The following is an 18,287-nucleotide window of genomic DNA, read 5'->3' on the forward strand; positions in this document are numbered from 1 at the left end:
ATGGGGCGCACCCCGTGCGGGTGCGCCCCATCGGCATGTGTCCGCCTCGGCGGGACGGTCAGCCGACCGGCACGCCGTTCACCGGCAGGCCGTGCGTGGGCAGGCCCTGCACCGGGAGTCCACCCAGCAGCTTGGCGGCCGGGCCCGTCGGGCCCTTGGCGAGCACCTGCTCGGCGATCGGCTGCGCGGCGGCCAGGCCGGCGCCGGCCGCCGTCTGTCCCTGACCCAGCGCCTCACCCGAGCCCGGCAGCGCCTGGGAGAGCTGCTCCGCCGGGAGCGCCGCGGTGACGGTCTCCAGCGTCTGGGCGGTGTCCGGGAGGGCCGGGGCGGCGTTGGCGGCACCCGCGCCGGCGGCGGCGAAGGCGGCACCGAGAGCGGCGACACCGAGGGACTTGGCAGCAGACTGCTTCATGAAATGCGTCCTCGTAACGGGATGACGGGGTGGGTGAGCGGTCCAGCGACCGTAAACACCCGGCACCACCCGCCGCAAACATCGAAATGCGGACGGATTGTGAACGCCACCCGCATCCGCTGCGCGCCGAATACCCCTGGATCAGTCGTCCGAATCGGCAGAACCGCTGGTGGAGGCGGTCTGACGGAACAGCCATTCGGATTTCAGCTCGGCATACCCGGGCTTGATGACGTCATTGATCATGGCCAGTCGTTCATCGAAAGGAATGAACGCTGATTTCATCGCATTGACGGAGAACCACTGCATGTCGTCGAGCGTGTATCCGAATGCGTCGACGAGGTGCTCGAATTCCCGGCTCATGCTGGTGTGCGACATAAGACGATTGTCCGTATTGACGGTGGCACGGAAATGCAGCCGGCGCAGCAGCCCGATGGGGTGCTCTGCGTACGAGGCGGCCGCTCCGGTCTGGAGGTTGGAGCTCGGACACAGCTCCAGCGGGATGCGCTTGTCCCGGACGTAGGAGGCGAGCCGCCCGAGTTCGACCCGGCCGTCCTCGTGGACCTGGATGTCGTCGATGATCCGCACCCCGTGCCCGAGCCGGTCGGCGCCGCACCACTGGAGCGCCTGCCAGATGGACGGCAGGCCGAAGGCCTCGCCGGCGTGGATGGTGAAGTGGTTGTTCTCGCGCTTGAGGTACTCGAAGGCGTCGAGGTGCCGGGTGGGCGGGTACCCGGCCTCGGCGCCCGCGATGTCGAAGCCGACGACGCCCAGGTCCCGGTACCGGTTGGCGAGTTCGGCGATCTCCAGGGCGCGGGCAGCGTGCCGCATGGCGGTGAGCAGCGCCCCGACGCGGATGCGCTGCCCGTTCTCGCGTGCGCGCCGCTCCCCTTCCCGGAAGCCCTCGTTGACGGCCTCGACGACCTCTTCGAGGCCGAGGCCGCCCTCCAGGTGCTGCTCGGGGGCGTAGCGCACCTCGGCGTAGACGACGCCGTCCGCGGCCAGGTCCTCGGCGCACTCGGCGGCGACCCGGACCAGGGCGTCGCGGGTCTGCATGACGCCGACGGTGTGGGAGAACGTCTCCAAGTACCGTTCCAGGGAGCCGGAGTCGGCGGCCTCGCGGAACCAGACGCCGAGCTTCTCGGGGTCGGTGTCGGGGAGCTGGGTATAGCCGTTCTCGCGGGCGAGTTCGACGATCGTGCCGGGACGCAGACCGCCGTCGAGGTGGTCGTGCAGCAGAACCTTGGGCGCCCGGCGGATCTGGTCCGGTGTCGGCGTGTTCGCAATGGTCTGGCTCGTCATTTCCGCACTCTAACTCCTACGCGCGTAGATGGCGCGTTCCCGTATGCCGTGCGTTTTCGTCGATACGTAACGGTGATCCCGAGGACGGGTCGTGTACACCCGCGCTTCTGACACTGTTCTGTCATGGCACACCAAGCGACGCCGGTTCGCAGGGCCCGGCTGGGCAGGGCACTCGGTCCGGAGCCGACGGCGGTGAGCGGCGCGGTGCTGCTGCTCCCCGGCGGCGACGAGGTATCCGGCCGCAGGCCGTCACCGATGCTGGCGACCGCCTCCATGCGCGGCGTCGGGCGCCGGCTGGCCCGCGCGGGCCGGGACGAGGGTCTCGCCGCGCACGTCGTGCACTACCGCTACCGCGGGTGGAACGGCGACGAGGCCAATCTCGCCCAGGACGCCACCTGGGCGGCCGACGAGATCGTACGGCGGTACGGGGACGTCCCGGTCTGCCTCCTCGGGGTCGGGATGGGCGGCCGGGCGGGCTTGCGGGCGGCTGGCCACGAGGCCGTCAACTCCGTGCTGGCGCTCGCCCCTTGGCTGCCGGAGGAGGACGCCGCGGCGACACCCGAACCGGTGAAGCAGCTGGTCGGCCGCCAGGCGCTGATCGTGCACGGCACGAACGACGGGCGGACGGATCCGGAGCTGTCGTTCCGGCTGGCGGCGCGGGCGAAGAAGGCGAACCGGGACGTGTGCCGGTTCGAAGTGCACGCGGACGGGCACGGGTTGCACCAGTATCGGGACGAAGTCCTCGCCCTGGCCGAGGACTTCGTGATGGGGGCGTTGTTCGGGCGGGCGGTGTCGCGGCCCGTGCGGGACGCGTTCGCTGCGCCGCCGCCGTTGGGGTTGCGGATGCCGTTGGCTGCGGGGTTCAGTCCTTCTCGGCGGTAGCGCCGTTCGGGTTGCTGTGGTTTTCGGGGCGTGAGTGGTGTGTGGTTGCTCGCGCCCACGCGGCGGAGCCGCAGATCGATACAGCCCCGCGCCCCTCAGGTGGGCAACAAGCTGCCTCTTCTTGAGAGCAGGAACTTCTTGAAAGCCGCTACCGGAGGCGTGTCCGGGTGGCCTTCCAACCAGGCGACCCCGATTTCGCGGGCCGCTCTTGGGGCCGTGACCGTCAGTTCGACCACTCCCGGGCGGGGGACGGCCGGCGGGGGCAGGAGGGCGACGCCCAGGCCCGCCGCCACCAGACCCCGCAGGGTTTCCGCCTCCTCGCCCTCGAAGGCGATACGGGGCTTGAAGCCGGCCTCCTTGCAGAGGTCGTCGGTGATGCGGCGCAGGCCGTAGCCGGGTTCCAGGGTGACGAAGGTTTCGTCCGCGGCCTCGGCGAGGCGGATGCGGCGGCGGCCGGCCAGGGAGTGGTCGGCGGGCACGACCAGGCGCAGCTTCTGCTCGTCCAGGCGGCGGGCCACCAGGTCGGGGGCGTCCGGCACCGGCGACGTCAGGCACAGGTCGAGTTCGCCCGCGCGGAGGCGTTCCAGCATGGCCTCGCCGTAGTTCTGGACGAGGCTGAAGCGGACGCGCGGGTGGTCGGCGCGGAAGGCGTGCAGCAGACCGGGGACGGTCTCGGCGCCCATGGTGTGCAGGAAGCCGAAGGCGACCTTGCCGGTGGCCGGGTCGGCGTCGGCGCGCACCTCCTCGGCGGCGCGCTCGACCTCGGCCAGGGCGCGTTCGACGGAGGCGAGGAAGGTGCGGCCGGCCGGGGTGAGGGAGACCGTGCGGCCGTGCCGGGCGAACAGATCGACGCCCAGGTCCTGCTCCAGGCGGGCCATGGAGCGGGACAGGGTGGACTGGGGGACGTTCATCTCCTGGGCGGCGCGGGTGACGTGTTCGGTGCGGGCGACGCCCGCGAAGTACGCGAGGCGCGGCGCCAGCACCTTCGACATCTCTGCCATGTCTTCTGTGTCACTGCTTGGTGACAGGCGGGGCTGTGAGCTCGGTTGATGCACCATGGGAACGATTATGACCGTTCCATGCATTGGACGGATGAGTGCGCTGTCCGTACGTTCGAGGCATGTCTCCCGCCAGTACCGGGGCGTCCACCGTCGTGGGCGCCGATGTCCCTGTCCCTGCTGCCGACTCCCGTGTCTCGCCGGGCGGACCCGGCTACCGCCGGATGAGCTTCGCCCTCTTCCTCGCGGGTGTCGCGACCTTCGCGCTGCTGTACTCCACGCAGGCCCTGCTGCCGCTGATCTCCGGCGAGTTCGGGGTGGCGGCGAGCGACGCGAGCTGGACGGTGGCGGCCGCGACGGGCGGGCTGGCGCTGTTCGTGCTGCCGATGAGCGCCCTGTCGGAGCGCTTCGGACGCCGTGCGGTCATGACCGGGTCGCTGGCCGTGGCCGTCACGCTCGGGCTGCTGGTCCCCCTCGCCCCCTCCCTCGGTGTGCTGATCGCGCTGCGGGCGCTGCAGGGCGCCGCCCTCGCCGGGCTGCCCGCGTCGGCGACCGCGTACCTCGCGGAGGAGGTCAGCCCCAAGGCGCTGGTCACCGCGATCGGCCTGTTCGTCGCGGGCAACAGCGTGGGCGGGATGAGCGGCCGGGTCATCACCGGCTGGGTCGCGCAGGAGTGGGGCTGGCGGGTCGCCGTCGGGGTCATCGGTGTGATCGCGGTGGCGTGTGCGGTGGCCTTCCGGCTGCTGCTGCCCGCCCCGAAGCACTTCAAGACCGGTTCGCTGCGGCCGCGCGTGCTCGCCCGGACGGTCCGCGACCACCTGTCCAATCCGCTGCTGTGCCGGCTGTACGCGATCGGCGCGCTGTTCATGACGGTGTTCGGCGGCGTGTACACGGTCATCGGCTACCGCCTGACCGAGGCCCCGTTCTCGCTGCCGCAGGGCATCATCGGCTCGATCTTCCTGGTGTACCTGGTCGGTACGGTGTCGGCGTCCACGGCCGGGCGGCTGGTCGGCCGGCTGGGCCGCCGGGGCGCGCTGTACGCGGGCGGCGGTACGACGGCGGCGGGCCTGCTGCTGTCCCTGGCGGGCTCCCTCCCCCTGGTCCTGCTGGGCCTGGTCCTCATCACTGCGGGCTTCTTCGCCGGCCACGCGGTCGCCTCCTCGGCGGTCAGCAAGACGGCCACGCACGGCCGGGCCCAGGCCTCGGCGCTGTACCAGTCGGCGTACTACATCGGCTCCAGCGCGGGCAGCACGATCGGCGCGATCGCGTTCCACGCGGGCGGCTGGGCCGGGACGGTCGGGGTCGGACTCCTGGCGGTCCTGGGCGTCGTGACGATCACCGTCTTCGGGACCCGGGCGGCCCGGCTGCAGCGCCGGCAACTGGCCACCGCTGCCTGAGCGTTGAGGGCGATCCCCCCCGGTCGGGGCCGGTTGTCAGTGGGTGCGGATACCGTCCGCGTCGGCTGATCACCGGACCGAGCAGGGGGATTTTTCATGGAGTTCCGGGTGGACCGTACGGAGTTCGCCGACGCGGTGGGCCGGGCGGCCCGCGCACTGCCCGGGCGGACGCCGGTGCCGGTGCTGGGCGGACTGCTGCTGGAGGCGGACGCGGGCCGGCTGACCGTGACGGGGTTCGACTTCGAGGCGGCGGTCCGGGTGGAGGCCGACGCGGAGGTCCTGGCGCCCGGGAGGGTGCTCGTCCTCGGACGGCGGCTGCTGGACGTCTGCCGGGTGCTGCCGGACGGGCCGGTGGGCTGTGCGCAGGAGGGCTCACGGTTCACCGTGGAGGCGGACGGCACGCGCTTCGGGCTGTCGACGCTGCCGCTCGCCGAGTACCCGCCCGTGCCCGCACCGCCCGCGCCGTACGGCACCGTCGGCGCCGCCGCGTTCGCTACCGCCGTCGCCCAGGTCGCGGTCGCCGCCGGACGCGACGACACGCTGCCCCTGCTGACGGGCGTCCAGCTGAGGTTCGACGGCGGGGAGATGACCCTGTCGGCCTCGGACCGCTACCGGTACGCGGTGCGGCGGCTGGGGTGGAAGCCGGAGGCCGTCGCCGGGGACGGCGTCGTGGAGGTCCTGCTGCCGGCGCGGCGGCTGCTGGACGTGGCGCGGTCGCTGGGGCGCTGCGGGGACGTGCGGATCGGGTGCGAGCCGGGCGGGGGCGGCGGGCTGGTCGGGTTCGAGGGCGGGCGGACGCGCACCGCGCTGCGGCTGCTGGACGGGCGGCTGCCGGCGTACACGTCCCTCTTCGACATGGCGGGGGCGGCGGTCGCCGAGGTGGAGCGCGCGGGAATCACGGAGGCGGTGCGGCGGGTCGCGGTGGTGGCGGAGGCGAACGGCCCGGTGCGGCTCGACTTCTCGGCCGACGGCTCCGTGGAGCTGCGCGCCGGCCACGGGGACGACGTGGCGGCCCAGCGGCTCCCGGCCACGCTGCACGGCGCCGACGCGGTGCCGGTGGCGTTCAACCCGGCCTACCTGCTGGACGCGCTGTCGTCCTTCGAGAGCCCGCGGGTACGGCTGGAGCTGCTGGGCGCGGGTCAGCGGGCGCTGCTGCGCGCCGTGCCGGGCGGCGAGGCGGCGGAGGCGGGCGCGGAGGCCGGGGAGCACCGGCATCTGCTGATGTCGGTCAAGGAGCTCCTGTGAAGGTCCGCGGACCCGACTGACCCGGTCTGGATCATCCCCTTCCACCTGCGCTTTCGTGCGCTCGGGGGGCCGTTGTCAGTGGGCTGCGGTAGCTTCCGAAGTGCTGGGGCGCGATGGCGCGTGAACAGAACTTCCACAGGGGTGGGCGGGATGGCGAACGGCACGGCGACACCGACGGACCTGGACACCAGGCTGGAGGCCCACCGAACCGAACTGACGGGGTACTGCTACCGGATGCTCGGCTCCTCCTTCGAGGCGGAGGACGCGGTGCAGGACACGATGGTCCGCGCCTGGCGCAGCTACGACAAGTTCGAGGGCCGCTCCAGCCTGCGCTCCTGGCTCTACCGGATCGCGACCAACGTGTGCCTGGACATGCTGACCGCGGGCAACAAGCGCGCCCGGCCCATGGACCTGACCGAGTCCACCCCGCTCGCCCAGGCCGCCCTCTCCCCCCGCCCGGACAACACCTGGCTGGAGCCCATGCCGGACGCCCGTGTGCTGCCCTCGACCCACGACCCGGCGGAGGCGGCGGTCGCCAAGGAGTCCGTGCGGCTCGCCTTCATGGCCGCCCTCCAGCAGCTCCCGGCCAAGCAGCGGGCCGTGCTGATCCTGCGCGAGGTCCTGGCCTGGAAGGCCAGCGAGGTCGCCGAGCTGCTGGACACCTCGGTGGCGTCGGTGAACAGCGCCCTCCAGCGGGCCCGCGCCACCCTGGCCGAGCGCCAGGAGCCGGGCGCCGAGGCGGCCGTCTCCGACCCGCTGGACGAGGACCAGCAGAAGCTGCTGGACCGCTATGTGGCGGCCTTCGAGGGCTACGACATGACGGCGCTGACGGCCCTGCTGCACGAGGACGCGGTCATGACGATGCCGCCGTTCGACCTCTGGCTGACCGGTACGCGGGACATCACCGGCTTCATGACCACCCTCGGCGCGCCCTGCGCGGGCTCCCGGCTGGTGCCGGTCCAGGTCAACGGCCTGCCGGGGTTCGCGCAGTACAAGCCGGACCCGGACAAGGGGGGCTTCATGCCGTGGGCGGTCCAAGTGCTGGAGATCTCAGAGGGCCGCATCACCGGGTTCCACTGCTTCCTCGACACGCAGCGGTGGTTCCCGCTCTTCGACCTCCCCCTCCACCTCGAAGCGGAGACCGACCAGGTCGAGCAGGGCGCGTAGGGCCGGGTCGGGGTCGCGCAGCCGGATCCGTCCCCCGGCCCGGCGGGCGGCCAGCTGGAGCCTCGCCAGGAGGTCGACGGCGGCGAGGCCCGGCGGCCCCAGACCCGCGACATCGCACACCACGACCCGGGCACCGGTGCCGTGCAGCAGTGCCCGCACATCGTCGCTGAGCCCTCTCACCTCGTCCCGGGTGACGGGGCCGGGCAGTACGAGTACGGGCGGTGTCATGGCGTCCACGATCGGTAGACCGGGCGGGCTGGCGTAACTCATCGCGGCGGGCGGTCCCGGCGACGTCGTACGGGTCGGTCGGCGCCGCGAGGATCACATTGACCTGGGCAATGCCTTCCCCAGAGGGTTGGCTGTATGCCCCAACCATCTCCCCCTGCCGCGCTGCCCGATGCTCGCTCCGCCGGTGAGGAGGCGCCGTGCAGGGGGTGCTGAGCGGGTTCGCGGTCATCGCCGTCGTCATCGGCGTCGGCTATCTGATCGGCCGCCGGGGCTATCTGGGCGACGGCGGCCGCCAGGTCCTGACCAAGCTCGCCTTCCACGTGGCGTCCCCGGCGCTGCTCTTCACGACCCTCGCGCAGGCCGACCTGTCGGTGATCTTCTCCGACCGGCTGCTGGTCACCGCGATGAGCACGGCAGCGGCGGCGGGTGTCTTCGTGGCGCTGGGCGCGGCGCGGGGATGGGGTGTGGGCCGGACGACGATCGGCGCGCTGTGCTCCAGTTACGTCAACTCCGGGAACCTGGGCATTCCGATCGCCGTGTATGTGCTGGGCGACGCGTCCCTGGTCGCGCCGGTGCTGCTGTTCCAGCTGGTCGGTGTCACACCGGTGGCGCTGACGGTCCTGGACCTGGCGAGCGGAGGGGCGAAGCGGCCCCTGTGGCAGCGACTGCTGACGCCGTTGCGCAATCCGATAGCCCTGGGATCCCTGGCCGGGGTGACGGTCTCGGCGTCGGGCCTCGCGGTTCCGGGTCCGCTGATGGACCCCTTGACCCTGATCGGCAACATGTCGGTCCCGGCGGTCCTGCTGGCCTTCGGTATCTCCCTGCGCGGCAGCACGCTCCCGCTGCGCGGCGCGGAACGGGCGCCGGTGCTGCTCGCCGTGGCCCTGAAGTCCGTGTTCCAGCCCCTGGTCGCCTACGCCCTGGCGGCGGGCGTCTTCGGCCTGCGCGGTGCCCTGCTGCTCGACGTGGTGGTGACGTCCGCGCTGCCGGCGGCGCAGAACCTCTTCACCTACGCGAGCAGCTATCGGGTGGGCGAGGTGCTGGCGAGGGAGGCGATCCTGCTGTCGACGGTGCTGTCGGTGCCGGTTCTGGTGGTGGTAGCGGCTGTGTTGGGGTGACTCAGTTCTCGGCGAACTCGCCGGTGTCGAGGTCGAGGCTGAAGGGCTCGGGCAGCGTGATGAGTTCTCCGAACTTGCCCGCGTCGAGAACCCGGTAGACCTCCCGTTGCGGTTCGCCGTAGAGCGTGATGGTGGGACCGCCGGGGGCCCAGCCGTCGATGAGCAGATACAGCGGGACACCCGCCTGGGCGTAGCCTGCGGCCTTTTTGATCCGGTCGTGCGCCGCGTTCGACTTGGACGTGATCTCGACGATGAGTTCGGCGGCAGCCGCTGGGATGAAGTTGCCACCCTCGTCACGCAGCACCTGCCTGGGGGCTACTGCGAGATCAGGAATGTAGAGCCCGTCACGGGACGGGACCGCCGTACCCAGGGTCTGGTAGATGCCCCAGTGCCTGGGGATGACCTCGTACAAGGCTCGCTGAACCAGGTCAGCGATGTCGTTGTGGGCGTTGGACGGCGGTGGTGCCACGGTGACGATCCCCTCGATGATCTCCACCTTGCAGCCCTCTGGCGCGTCCGTCTCCTGCCAGATCCGGACGAGGTCGTCCCACTCGTGCCCGTTGGCCGGCGAGTGGTCGACGGTGAGTGCGCTCATGGCGGTTCTCCAATCGGTGCGTCACCGATCCCAGCATGCCGAACGGGACCGGCGGGGGTCCACCGGTCCCGTTCACCCGAAGGGGAAACCGCCTGGTCAGGCGATACGTTCCAGCACCACCGGCGACGGCGTGAAGTCCGTCCCGGGCGCTGCGACGTCGTAGGAGCCCTCGATCGACTGGAGGGCGTACTCGAAGCGCTCGGGTGTGTCGGTGTGGAGTGTCAGGAGGGGCTGGCCCTCCGTCACCGTGTCGCCCGGCTTGGCGTGCATCTCGACGCCGGCGCCCGCCTGCACCGGGTCCTCCTTGCGGGCACGGCCCGCGCCGAGACGCCAGGCGGCGACGCCGATGTCGTAGGCGTCCAGGCGGGTCAGCACGCCCGAGGCCGGGGCCTTGATCACGTGCTGCTCGCGGGCCACCGGAAGCGCCGCGTCCGGGTCGCCGCCCTGGGCCGCGATCATGCGCCGCCAGACATCCATCGCGGAGCCGTCGGCCAGGGCCTTCGCCGGGTCGGCGTCCTTGACGCCCGCCGCGTCCAGCATCTCGCGGGCCAGCGCGATCGTCAGTTCCACGACGTCCGCGGGGCCGCCGCCCGCCAGGACCTCCACCGACTCGCGGACCTCCAGGGCGTTGCCGGCGGTCAGGCCGAGGGGCGTGGCCATGTCCGTGAGGAGCGCGACCGTCTTCACGCCGTGGTCGGTCCCGAGGCCGACCATCGTGGAGGCCAGTTCACGGGCGTCCTCGATGGTCTTCATGAAGGCGCCGGTGCCGACCTTCACGTCCAGGACCAGGGAGCCCGTGCCCTCCGCGATCTTCTTCGACATGATCGAGGAGGCGATCAGCGGGATCGCCTCGACCGTGCCGGTGACGTCCCGCAGGGCGTAGAGCTTCTTGTCGGCGGGGGCCAGTCCGTCACCCGCCGCGCAGATCACCGCGCCGGTGGTGTCGAGGACGTTCAGCATCTCCTCGTTGGACAGCAGCGCACGCCAGCCGGGGATGGACTCCAGCTTGTCCAGGGTGCCGCCGGTGTGGCCGAGGCCGCGGCCCGACAGCTGCGGGACGGCCGCGCCGCAGGCGGCGACCAGGGGGGCCAACGGCAGTGTGATCTTGTCGCCGACGCCGCCCGTGGAGTGCTTGTCGGCAGTCGGGCGGGACAGGGACGAGAAGTCCATGCGCTCGCCGGAGGCGATCATCGCGGCCGTCCAGCGGGCGATCTCGCGGCGGTTCATGCCGTTCAGCAGGATCGCCATGGCGAGGGCGGACATCTGCTCGTCGGCGACCTCCCCGCGGGTGTACGCGTCGATGACCCAGTCGATCTGCGCGTCGCTGAGCTCACCGCGGTCCCGCTTGGTGCGGATGACGGAGATGACGTCCATGGCCATGGCTTGGCTTCCTTCCGAGGGTTCCAGAAGCCGCACGGCCCCCCTGAGCCGGTCGCGTGAGCAACTCAGAGGGGCCGCACGGAAATTACTTGCTGAGGTGTTCCGGGCCGAAGGCCTGGGGCAGCATCTGAGACAGCGGCAGGATCCCCGCGGGGGTCTCCAGCAGCATCTCCGGGCCGCCGAACTCGTGGAGCAGCTGTCGGCAGCGGCCGCACGGGACGAGTGTGTCGCCGTGGCGGTCGACACAGGTGAAGTGCGTCAGCCGGCCGCCGCCGGTGTTGTGCAGCTCGGACACCAGGCCGCACTCGGCGCACAGACCGAGGCCGTACGAGGCGTTCTCGACGTTGCAGCCGGAGATGATCCGGCCGTCGTCGACCAGGGCCGCCACCCCGACCGGGTAGCCGGAGTACGGGGCGTACGCCCGGGACATCGCGTCCCGGGCCACCGCGCGCAGCTTCTCCCAGTCGACGGCCGGACCGGTGCCGGTCACTTGCCCTGCCCCTTCCGGTACGGCAGCCCGTCCGCCTTGGGCATCCGCAGTCGCTGGGCCGACATGGCCAGGACCACCAGGGTGATGACGTACGGCGTCGCGGAGACGACCTGGTTCGGGACCTCGTCGGTGCTCGCGTACCAGGCGAACACCAGGGCGGCGACGACCGCGGTGATCATCGACGGGGCGTACTTCTTGCGGACCACGAGGAAGATCGCCCCGATGATCAGCAGCAGTGCGCCGAGCAGCAGCAGGGCGTGCACGTTGGCGGAGCCGCCGCGCAGGTTGAGGCTGTCGGTGTAGCCGAACAGGCCCGCGCCGAGGGCGAGGCCGCCCGGCATCCAGTTGCCGAAGATCATCGCCGCGAGACCGATGAAGCCGCGTCCGCTGACCTGGCCCTCCAGGTAGAAGGGGTTGGCCACGGTCGACAGGAAGACACCGCCGAGGCCGGCCAGTCCGCCGGAGATGACGACGGCGATGTACTTGTACTTGTAGACGTTGACGCCGAGGGACTCGGCGGCGACCGGGTTCTCGCCGCAGGAGCGCAGGCGCAGGCCGAACGCGGTGCGCCACAGGATCCACCAGGTTCCGGGGATCAGCGCGATGGCGATCAGGGTCAGCCACGACACGTTGGTGACGAGGCCGCCGAGCAGGCCCGCGATGTCGGAGACGAAGAACCAGCCCTGGCTGTTCAGGTCGCGCAGTGCGTCGGACAGCCCCGGCACGGTGAAGTGGCCGAGGGAGTCGACCGCCGGGGACTGCTTGGCGGAGCCGCCGGTGTGGCCCTCGAAGGCGAGGGGCGCGAGGTAGCGGGTGGCGCCGAGCGCGAGGATGTTGATGGCCACACCGGAGACGATGTGGTTGACGTTGAAGGTGACGGTCACGAGGGCGTGCAGCAGACCGCCGATCGCGCCGCCGAGGATGCCGACCAGGACACCGGTCCACGGGCCCCACTGGAAGCCGGCCCAGGCGCCGAACCAGGTGCCGAGGATCATCATGCCCTCGAGGCCGATGTTGACCACGCCCGCGCGCTCGGCCCACAGGCCGCCGAGACCGGCGAGGCCGATCGGCACGGCGAGCTGGAGCGCGGTGGACATCTGGCTGACGTTGGTGATGCCGTCGGCGCCGGTGATGAGGCGCACGATCGAGGTGAGCGCCAGGCCTCCGGCGATGATGAGCAGCAGGACGGGCCACGACAGGCGGCGGCCGGTCGGCGCCGCGGGCTGCAGCGTGGGCTGGTTGACGTCGGTCGCGGTGGTCATCGGCCAGCCACCTCCTTCGTGTTCTGAGCGCCGAGGACGTGTCCGGCGGCGAGTTCGGCGCCGACGCGACGCTGCTGGCGGCGCAGACCCCATTCGCGGACGGCCTCGTAGGAGACGACGACCGAGAGGACGATCAGGCCCTGCATGATGACCGCGATCTCCTTGTCGTAGCCGTGGAAGTCGAGCTCGGGCGAGGCCTTGTCGAGCCAGGCCCACAGCAGGGCCGCGAAGGCGATGCCGACGGGGCTGTTGCGGCCGAGCAGGGCGATGCCGATGCCGAGGAAGCCGATGCCGGTGGGGAAGTTCAGGCTGTAGGTGTGGGTGTCGCCGAGCAGGATCGGCAGGCCGGCGAGGCCCGCGATGCCGCCGGAGATCAGCATGGCGCTGAGCACCATGCGCTTGGGGTCCACACCGCTGGCCGCGGCGGCGGTCTGGGAGGCGCCGGAGGCGCGCAGGTCGAAGCCGAAGCGGGTGCGGTTCAGGACGACCCAGTAGCCGATGCCGAGCAGGACGGCGAGCAGCACCAGGCCGTAGATCTCACCGGCCGCGCCCATGGGGATGCCGGGAATCCAGCCGGACTCGTGCATCTCGCCGGTGGTGTTGTTGTTGCCGACCTTCACACCGAAGACGTTCGGCAGCCACAGGTAGGCGATCACGGAGGTGGCGATCGCGTTGAGCATGATCGTGGCGACGACCTCGCTGACGCCGCGGGTGACCTTGAGGACGCCGGCGATGCCGGCCCAGAAGGCGCCGGTGAGGACCGCGGTCAGGAGCAGCAGCGGGACCTGGAGGGCGGCCGGCAGAGCGACGTGGGCGCCGACGATCGCGGCCAGCATCGCGCCGAGCTGGTACTGGCCGTCGACGCCGATGTTGAACAGGTTCATCCGGAAGCCGATGGCCACCGAGAGCGCCGCGATGTAGTACATCGAGGCCTGGTTGATGATCAGCACCTGGATGTCGGAGAAGCCCAGCTGCTCGAACATCAGGGCGAACGGCTCGAAGGGGCTCTTGCCCGAGGCGAGCAGCACGATCGCGCTCAGGACGAAGGCCACGGCCAGCGCGATGACCGGTCCGGCCACCGCGAGGAGCAGGCGCTCCTTGTCGAACTTCTTCATCAGCGGGCCTCGTCTTCACCAGACTCGGGGGCGTCGGCCTTCGAGATCTCGGGGGTTTCGTCGTGCTCGAGGTGCCCGGTGGCGGCACCGGTCATGGCCGAGCCGAGCTCCTCGGGGGTGATGGTGGCCGGGTCGGCGTCCGCGACCAGCTTGCCGTTGTAGATCACGCGCAGCGTGTCGGACAGGCCGATCAGCTCGTCCAGGTCGGCGGAGATCAGCAGCACGGCCAGGCCCTCGCGGCGCGCCTCGCGGATGTGGTCCCAGATGGCGGCCTGGGCGCCGACGTCCACGCCCCGGGTGGGGTGCGCGGCGATGAGGAAGCGCGGCTTGTGGCTCATCTCGCGGCCGACGATCAGCTTCTGCTGGTTGCCGCCGGACAGGGAGGCGGCGGTGACGTCGATGCCGGGGGTGCGGACGTCGTACTCCGTCACGATCCGGCGGGTGTCCTCCTGGGCCGCCTTCGGGTCCAGCCAGACGCCCTTGGCGAGGGGCTTCTCGGTGACGTGGCCGAGGATGCGGTTCTCCCAGAGGGGTGCCTCCAGGAGGAGGCCGTGGCGGTGCCGGTCCTCGGGGATGTAGCCCATGCCCTGCTCGCGGCGCCTGCGGGTGGGCCAGGCGGTGATCTCCTCGTCGGCGAGCCGGATGGTGCCGCTGTCGGCGGACCGGAGGCCGATGAGGGCGTCGACGAGCTCGGTCTGGCCGTTGCCCTCGACACCGGCGATGCCGAGGACCTCGCCCGCGTGGATGGTGAAGCTGATGTCGTCGAGGAGGGCCTTGCCGCCGGGGGCCGCGAGGCGCAGCTGGTCGACGCTGATGACCGGGCGGTCGGTGACCGTGGACTCGGCCGTCTCGGGCGTGGGCAACTCGCTGCCGACCATCATCTCGGCGAGCTGACGGGGCGTCGTCTCGGCGGGGACGGCCGTGCCGACGGTGGTGCCGCGGCGGATGACGGTGATCTCGTCGGCGACCGAGAGCACCTCGCCGAGCTTGTGCGAGATGAAGATGACCGACAGGCCCTCGGCGCGCAGTTCGCGCAGGTTCGCGAAGAGCGCGTCGACCTCCTGCGGCACGAGCACGGCGGTCGGCTCGTCGAGGATGAGGGTGGTGGCGCCGCGGTAGAGGACCTTGAGGATCTCCACGCGCTGGCGGGCGGCGACGCCGAGTTCCTCGACGAGGAGGTCGGGCTTGACGTCGAGGCCGTAGCGCTCGGAGAGCTCCTTGATCTTGCGGCGGGCCTTGGCGCCGATGCCGTAGAGCTTCTCGCTGCCGAGGACCACGTTCTCGAGGACCGTGAGGTTGTCGGCGAGCATGAAGTGCTGGTGGACCATGCCGATGCCGCGGACGATGGCGTCGGCCGGCGACGAGAAGGTGACCTGCTCGCCGCCCACGGCGATGGTGCCCTCGTCCGGCTTCTGCATGCCGTAGAGGATCTTCATCAGCGTGGACTTGCCGGCGCCGTTCTCGCCGACGAGGGCGTGCACGGTGCCCTTGCGGACGCTGAGGTGGATGTCGTGGTTGGCCACGACTCCGGGGAAACGCTTGGTGATCCCGGCGAGTTCGACGGCGGTCACCGATTCGTTGACCGCCGCTCCGGCCGGAGGGCTGCTGGACGCGTTGATGGCGCACTCTCCTGGGGACGGGGGCCGTCTACGCGCGTAGCGCCCCTACGGCATACAAAGGGGACGACGCCCCGCGGCAACGGGGCACGAGGAGCAGCTCCCCGTACCCCGTCGAGCGGACGTAACCCCGGGGGTTACCGCCTGCTTCGAGGCAGTCGCTCGTCAGCTGCTCTTGACCTTGATCTCGCCGCTGATGATCTTCTCCTTGGCCGTCTTGATGGCTGCCTGGAGCTCGGCGTCGTCCGCGAACTTCGGGTTGGAGTTCGACAGGCTCACCTCGCCGGTCTTCAGATCGCCACGAACGATACCGGTCTCGGGCTTGCCGTCCTCGACCGACTTCGCCAGGTTGTACACCGCCTTGGCGACGTCCTTCATCGCCGAGGTCAGGATGGAGTCCTTGTACTTGGCAAGGGCTTCCTGCTGGTACTGGTCGGAGTCGACACCGATGGCCCACACCTTGTTGGCGGCGGCGGCCTCGATGACACCCTGACCGGACAGACCGGCGGCCGCGTAGACGACGTCGGCCTTCTTCTCGATCTGACCCTCGGCAGCCGTCTTGCCCTTGTCGGGGCTGGCGAAACCGCCCTCCTCAGCCGTCTGGGTGAGGTACTGCGAGAGCACCTTGACCTTCGGGTCGGTGTCCTTGACGCCCTGGGCGAAGCCCGCCTGGAACTTGTGGATCAGCGGGATGTCCACACCGCCGACGAAGCCGACGACCTTCGACTTGGAGGTCTTGGCGGCGGCGACACCGGCCAGGTAGGAGGCCTGCTCCTCACTGAAGACCAGGTCGGCCACGTTCTTGGTGTTGATCGTGGCGTCGTCGACGATGCCGAAAGTGGTGTCCGGGAACTTCTCCGCGGCACCCTTGACGGCCGCGGCGTACGCGTAGCCGACACCGATGACCGGGTTGTGGCCCTGCTTGGCCAGGGAGACCAGGCGCTGCTCCTTGTCGGCGTCAGTCTCGCCCTCGGTGGGCTCCACGTCGGCCGTCTGGTACCCGAACTCCTTCTTCGCCTGCTCCAGGCCCGCGTAGGCGGCGTCGTTGAAGGACTGGTCGCCCTTGCCGCCGACGTCGTAGGCGATGGCGAGACCCTTGTCGCCCTTCGAGTCGGACGACCCGGAGGTCGAGGTGCCGCCGCAGGCGGAGAGCGCGAGGGCCAGGGAGGCGGTCGCTGCGCCTGCGACCGTGATCCGGGAAATCCGGCGCATGTGTGGGTGCTCCTGTCGTACAACGAGGTCGCACAGCGCCGGGACGGTTCAGCTTCAGCGCTGGCTTCGCCGCAGATTAACGCGCGTAGACCTGCCTGAAAACCCCTTCTGTCCACCTTGTTATGCGCCCGTGCCCAAGCCATCACCCGGACCTGGCCGGGGCGTTGCCGACCGCAAACGGGGCGTGGCGCTGGGTGATCCGGTCGGGGAGGCCGGGAAGCACGGAGCGGGCGGACACCCTGGGGTGTCCGCCCGCTCCGCGTTGGTCCCACCGGCCCGCTTACTCGGTGTTGACCTTGATGGTTCCGTTGTTGATCTCTTCCTTGGCCTTGTTCACGGCGTCCTGGAGGCCCGGGACCTTCGCGTACTCAGGGTTGGACTCGGAGAGCCCCACACCGTTGACCTTCAGGTCGAAGGTCTTCGTGCCGTTCAGCGGCTTGCCGTCCTTGACCGACTTGGACAGCGCGTAGACCGCTCCGCCGACGTCCTTGAGCGCGGACGTGAGGATGGAGTTCTTGTACGGGGCCAGAGCGGCCTGCTTGTACTGGTCGGAGTCGACGCCGATCGCCCAGACCTTCGCCTTGGCGGCGGCCTCGATCACACCCTGTCCGGACAGGCCGGCGGCCGCGTAGAGCACGTCGGCCTTCTTCTCGATCTGGCCCTCGGCGGCGGCCTTGCCCTTGTCGGGGCTGGCGAAGCCGCCCTCCTCGGCCGTCTGGGTGAGGTACTGCGACAGGACCTGCACGCCGGGCTTGGTGTCCTCGACACCCTGCTTGTAGCCGGCCTCGAACTTGTGGATCAGCGGGATGTCCACGCCGCCCACGAAGCCGACGACGTCGCTCTTCGTGGCCTTGGCGGCGGCGACACCGGCGAGGTACGAGGCCTGCTCCTCGGCGAAGACGAGGGAGGCGACGTTCTTGGCCTCGACCACGGAGTCCACGATGCCGAAGGTGGTGTCCGGATACTTGGCGGCCGCGGCCTTCAACGCCGGGCCGTAGGCGAACCCGACGCCGATGACCGGGTTGTAGCCCTGCTTGGCCAGCGACGCCAGACGCTGCTCCTTGTCGGCGTCCGTCTCGCCCTCGGTGGGCTCGATGTCGGCGGTCTTGTAGCCGAACTCGTCCTTGGCCTTCGTCAGGCCGGCGTAGGCGGCGTCGTTGAAGGACTGGTCGCCCTTGCCGCCGACGTCGTACGCGATCGCGACGCCGCGCTCGCTGCTGTCGCTGTCGCCGCTGTCACTGCTGGTTCCGCCGCAGGCCGTGGCGACGAGCCCGAGCGACGCGACCCCCACCGCGACACGGGTCAGTTTGGAAATCCGACGCATCTGAAGTTCCCCATTCTCCAAAGCCCCGCGATGGGTGCTCGGTTCGGCGCACATTAACGCGCGTAGACACTCCTGGGAACGGTTCGCCGCGGGGCCGTTATCCATTCGTGCCGATGGCCGGTTACGCCCTTGTGAACCACGGGATCGAACGGGGTCGAAAGGTGTACTCGGGGACACGGCGTGTGCCTACCTCGTGACGCGCACCAGGCTGCCGTGGGGATGCGTCGCTCGCAACCGGAGGCTCCGCCGGGTGGGCGGTTGCTGGACCGGGCGGGGCGCCGCCCGGGTCGGCCTCGGGGGGCGGGGTTGTCTGCCTCGTGCGGCGCCGTGGTGGCTGGGTGCGCAGTTCCCCGCGCCCCCAAAAGCCCGTGCCGCGCCCGTGGCTCGTCGCGCAGTTCCCCGCGTCCCCGACGAACCCGTGCCGTCGGTGCGCAGTTCCCCGCGCCCCTGGGAGCCCGTGCGGCGCCGTCGTGGCTCGTCGCGCAGTTCCCCGCGCCCCTAAAAGCCCGAGCCGCGCCGTCGTGGCTCGTCGCGCAGTTCCCCGCGT

At 70.8% G+C, this 18,287-nt stretch carries 17 protein-coding genes; 5 read left to right on the forward strand and 12 right to left on the reverse strand.

Annotation, left to right across the window (positions count from 1 at the left end; all coding sequences use genetic code 11):
* Positions 1 to 58 precede the first annotated feature (58 nt).
* Together BJ965_RS14330 and BJ965_RS14335 are read right to left on the reverse strand one after the other, a co-directional pair.
* Positions 59 to 412 (reverse strand): hypothetical protein, encoded by a 354-nt coding sequence (locus BJ965_RS14330; protein WP_030842287.1) that lies wholly within the window; start codon positions 410 to 412, stop codon positions 59 to 61.
* Positions 413 to 553: 141 nt separating this feature from the next.
* Positions 554 to 1,711 carry an adenosine deaminase gene (locus BJ965_RS14335; RefSeq protein ID WP_184909000.1) on the reverse strand — a complete coding sequence of 386 codons (1,158 nt, stop codon included), beginning with the start codon at positions 1,709 to 1,711 and terminating at the stop codon, positions 554 to 556.
* 123 nt (positions 1,712 to 1,834) lie between these two features.
* Here BJ965_RS14335 and BJ965_RS14340 point away from each other — a divergent pair, with 123 nt between their 5' ends.
* On the forward strand, positions 1,835 to 2,593 hold the full coding sequence (locus BJ965_RS14340; RefSeq protein WP_184909001.1) for an alpha/beta hydrolase: 759 nt from the start codon (positions 1,835 to 1,837) through the stop codon (positions 2,591 to 2,593).
* A gap of 95 nt (positions 2,594 to 2,688) precedes the next feature.
* Here the strand turns inward: BJ965_RS14340 and BJ965_RS14345 are convergent, their stop codons facing one another.
* The gene (locus BJ965_RS14345) at positions 2,689 to 3,651 is read right to left on the reverse strand and encodes a LysR family transcriptional regulator (RefSeq protein ID WP_184909002.1); all 963 of its coding nucleotides are present in this window, start codon (positions 3,649 to 3,651) and stop codon (positions 2,689 to 2,691) included.
* 62 nt (positions 3,652 to 3,713) lie between these two features.
* Here BJ965_RS14345 and BJ965_RS14350 point away from each other — a divergent pair, with 62 nt between their 5' ends.
* From BJ965_RS14350 to BJ965_RS14360, 3 genes are all read left to right on the forward strand, one after another.
* Positions 3,714 to 4,988 carry an MFS transporter gene (locus BJ965_RS14350; RefSeq protein WP_184909003.1) on the forward strand — a complete coding sequence of 425 codons (1,275 nt, stop codon included), beginning with the start codon at positions 3,714 to 3,716 and terminating at the stop codon, positions 4,986 to 4,988.
* A 96-nt stretch (positions 4,989 to 5,084) separates the two neighbouring features.
* Entirely contained in the window at positions 5,085 to 6,233 is a 1,149-nt protein-coding gene (gene dnaN, locus BJ965_RS14355) for a DNA polymerase III subunit beta (protein WP_184909004.1), read from the forward strand.
* Between the two features lie 150 nt (positions 6,234 to 6,383).
* Complete coding sequence (locus tag BJ965_RS14360; protein WP_184909005.1) at positions 6,384 to 7,400, forward strand: sigma-70 family RNA polymerase sigma factor; 1,017 nt, start codon at positions 6,384 to 6,386, stop codon at positions 7,398 to 7,400.
* Here the strand turns inward: BJ965_RS14360 and BJ965_RS14365 are convergent.
* Positions 7,284 to 7,670, reverse strand: a complete 387-nt coding sequence (locus BJ965_RS14365; RefSeq protein WP_184909006.1) for an STAS domain-containing protein — start codon at positions 7,668 to 7,670, stop codon at positions 7,284 to 7,286. The two genes, BJ965_RS14360 and BJ965_RS14365, sit on opposite strands and share 117 nt — an antisense overlap.
* A 155-nt stretch (positions 7,671 to 7,825) precedes the next feature.
* Here BJ965_RS14365 and BJ965_RS14370 point away from each other — a divergent pair, with 155 nt between their 5' ends.
* Positions 7,826 to 8,746, forward strand: coding sequence for an AEC family transporter (locus BJ965_RS14370; protein ID WP_184909007.1), 921 nt, complete (start codon positions 7,826 to 7,828; stop codon positions 8,744 to 8,746).
* A 1-nt stretch (position 8,747) separates the two neighbouring features.
* Here BJ965_RS14370 and BJ965_RS14375 read toward each other — a convergent pair whose 3' ends face one another.
* The 8 genes from BJ965_RS14375 to BJ965_RS14410 all read right to left on the reverse strand — a co-directional run bounded on the left by BJ965_RS14375 (position 8,748) and on the right by BJ965_RS14410 (position 17,740).
* Positions 8,748 to 9,341: a Uma2 family endonuclease gene (locus BJ965_RS14375; RefSeq protein WP_184909008.1), complete on the reverse strand. Its 594-nt coding sequence runs from the start codon at positions 9,339 to 9,341 to the stop codon at positions 8,748 to 8,750.
* A gap of 96 nt (positions 9,342 to 9,437) precedes the next feature.
* Entirely contained in the window at positions 9,438 to 10,721 is a 1,284-nt protein-coding gene (locus tag BJ965_RS14380; RefSeq protein ID WP_030842265.1) for a thymidine phosphorylase, read from the reverse strand.
* Between the two features lie 85 nt (positions 10,722 to 10,806).
* Positions 10,807 to 11,211 carry a cytidine deaminase gene (locus BJ965_RS14385; protein ID WP_184909009.1) on the reverse strand — a complete coding sequence of 135 codons (405 nt, stop codon included), beginning with the start codon at positions 11,209 to 11,211 and terminating at the stop codon, positions 10,807 to 10,809.
* A complete protein-coding gene (locus BJ965_RS14390; protein WP_184909010.1) occupies positions 11,208 to 12,473 on the reverse strand; it encodes an ABC transporter permease in 1,266 nt (421 codons plus the stop codon). The genes BJ965_RS14385 and BJ965_RS14390 overlap by 4 nt, the downstream gene beginning before the upstream one ends.
* On the reverse strand, positions 12,470 to 13,588 hold the full coding sequence (locus BJ965_RS14395; protein ID WP_184909011.1) for an ABC transporter permease: 1,119 nt from the start codon (positions 13,586 to 13,588) through the stop codon (positions 12,470 to 12,472). Before BJ965_RS14395 ends, BJ965_RS14390 begins: the two co-directional genes overlap by 4 nt.
* A complete protein-coding gene (locus tag BJ965_RS14400) occupies positions 13,588 to 15,159 on the reverse strand; it encodes an ABC transporter ATP-binding protein (RefSeq protein WP_184909012.1) in 1,572 nt (523 codons plus the stop codon). The genes BJ965_RS14395 and BJ965_RS14400 overlap by 1 nt, the downstream gene beginning before the upstream one ends.
* Before the next feature lie 210 nt (positions 15,160 to 15,369).
* Positions 15,370 to 16,416, reverse strand: a complete 1,047-nt coding sequence (locus BJ965_RS14405) for a BMP family lipoprotein (RefSeq protein ID WP_184909013.1) — start codon at positions 16,414 to 16,416, stop codon at positions 15,370 to 15,372.
* Between the two features lie 280 nt (positions 16,417 to 16,696).
* On the reverse strand, positions 16,697 to 17,740 hold the full coding sequence (locus BJ965_RS14410) for a BMP family lipoprotein (protein ID WP_184909014.1): 1,044 nt from the start codon (positions 17,738 to 17,740) through the stop codon (positions 16,697 to 16,699).
* Between the last annotated feature and the right edge of the window lie 547 nt (positions 17,741 to 18,287).

It is taken from the genome of Streptomyces luteogriseus (assembly GCF_014205055.1).
GTDB lineage: Bacteria > Actinomycetota > Actinomycetes > Streptomycetales > Streptomycetaceae > Streptomyces > Streptomyces luteogriseus.

What these genes read in the sequence shown, in the direction of transcription:
- BJ965_RS14365 (WP_184909006.1), bottom strand. Translation starts at nt 7,670, where the DNA reads ATGAGTTACGCCAGCCCGCCCGGTCTACCGATCGTGGACGCCATGACA.
- BJ965_RS14340 (WP_184909001.1), top strand. Translation starts at nt 1,835, where the DNA reads ATGGCACACCAAGCGACGCCGGTTCGCAGGGCCCGGCTGGGCAGGGCA.
- BJ965_RS14350 (WP_184909003.1), top strand. Translation starts at nt 3,714, where the DNA reads ATGTCTCCCGCCAGTACCGGGGCGTCCACCGTCGTGGGCGCCGATGTC.
- BJ965_RS14390 (WP_184909010.1), bottom strand. Translation starts at nt 12,473, where the DNA reads ATGACCACCGCGACCGACGTCAACCAGCCCACGCTGCAGCCCGCGGCG.
- dnaN (WP_184909004.1), top strand. Translation starts at nt 5,085, where the DNA reads ATGGAGTTCCGGGTGGACCGTACGGAGTTCGCCGACGCGGTGGGCCGG.
- BJ965_RS14330 (WP_030842287.1), bottom strand. Translation starts at nt 412, where the DNA reads ATGAAGCAGTCTGCTGCCAAGTCCCTCGGTGTCGCCGCTCTCGGTGCC.
- BJ965_RS14380 (WP_030842265.1), bottom strand. Translation starts at nt 10,721, where the DNA reads ATGGCCATGGACGTCATCTCCGTCATCCGCACCAAGCGGGACCGCGGT.
- BJ965_RS14375 (WP_184909008.1), bottom strand. Translation starts at nt 9,341, where the DNA reads ATGAGCGCACTCACCGTCGACCACTCGCCGGCCAACGGGCACGAGTGG.
- BJ965_RS14395 (WP_184909011.1), bottom strand. Translation starts at nt 13,588, where the DNA reads ATGAAGAAGTTCGACAAGGAGCGCCTGCTCCTCGCGGTGGCCGGACCG.
- BJ965_RS14345 (WP_184909002.1), bottom strand. Translation starts at nt 3,651, where the DNA reads ATGGTGCATCAACCGAGCTCACAGCCCCGCCTGTCACCAAGCAGTGAC.
- BJ965_RS14335 (WP_184909000.1), bottom strand. Translation starts at nt 1,711, where the DNA reads ATGACGAGCCAGACCATTGCGAACACGCCGACACCGGACCAGATCCGC.
- BJ965_RS14360 (WP_184909005.1), top strand. Translation starts at nt 6,384, where the DNA reads ATGGCGAACGGCACGGCGACACCGACGGACCTGGACACCAGGCTGGAG.
- BJ965_RS14405 (WP_184909013.1), bottom strand. Translation starts at nt 16,416, where the DNA reads ATGCGCCGGATTTCCCGGATCACGGTCGCAGGCGCAGCGACCGCCTCC.
- BJ965_RS14410 (WP_184909014.1), bottom strand. Translation starts at nt 17,740, where the DNA reads ATGCGTCGGATTTCCAAACTGACCCGTGTCGCGGTGGGGGTCGCGTCG.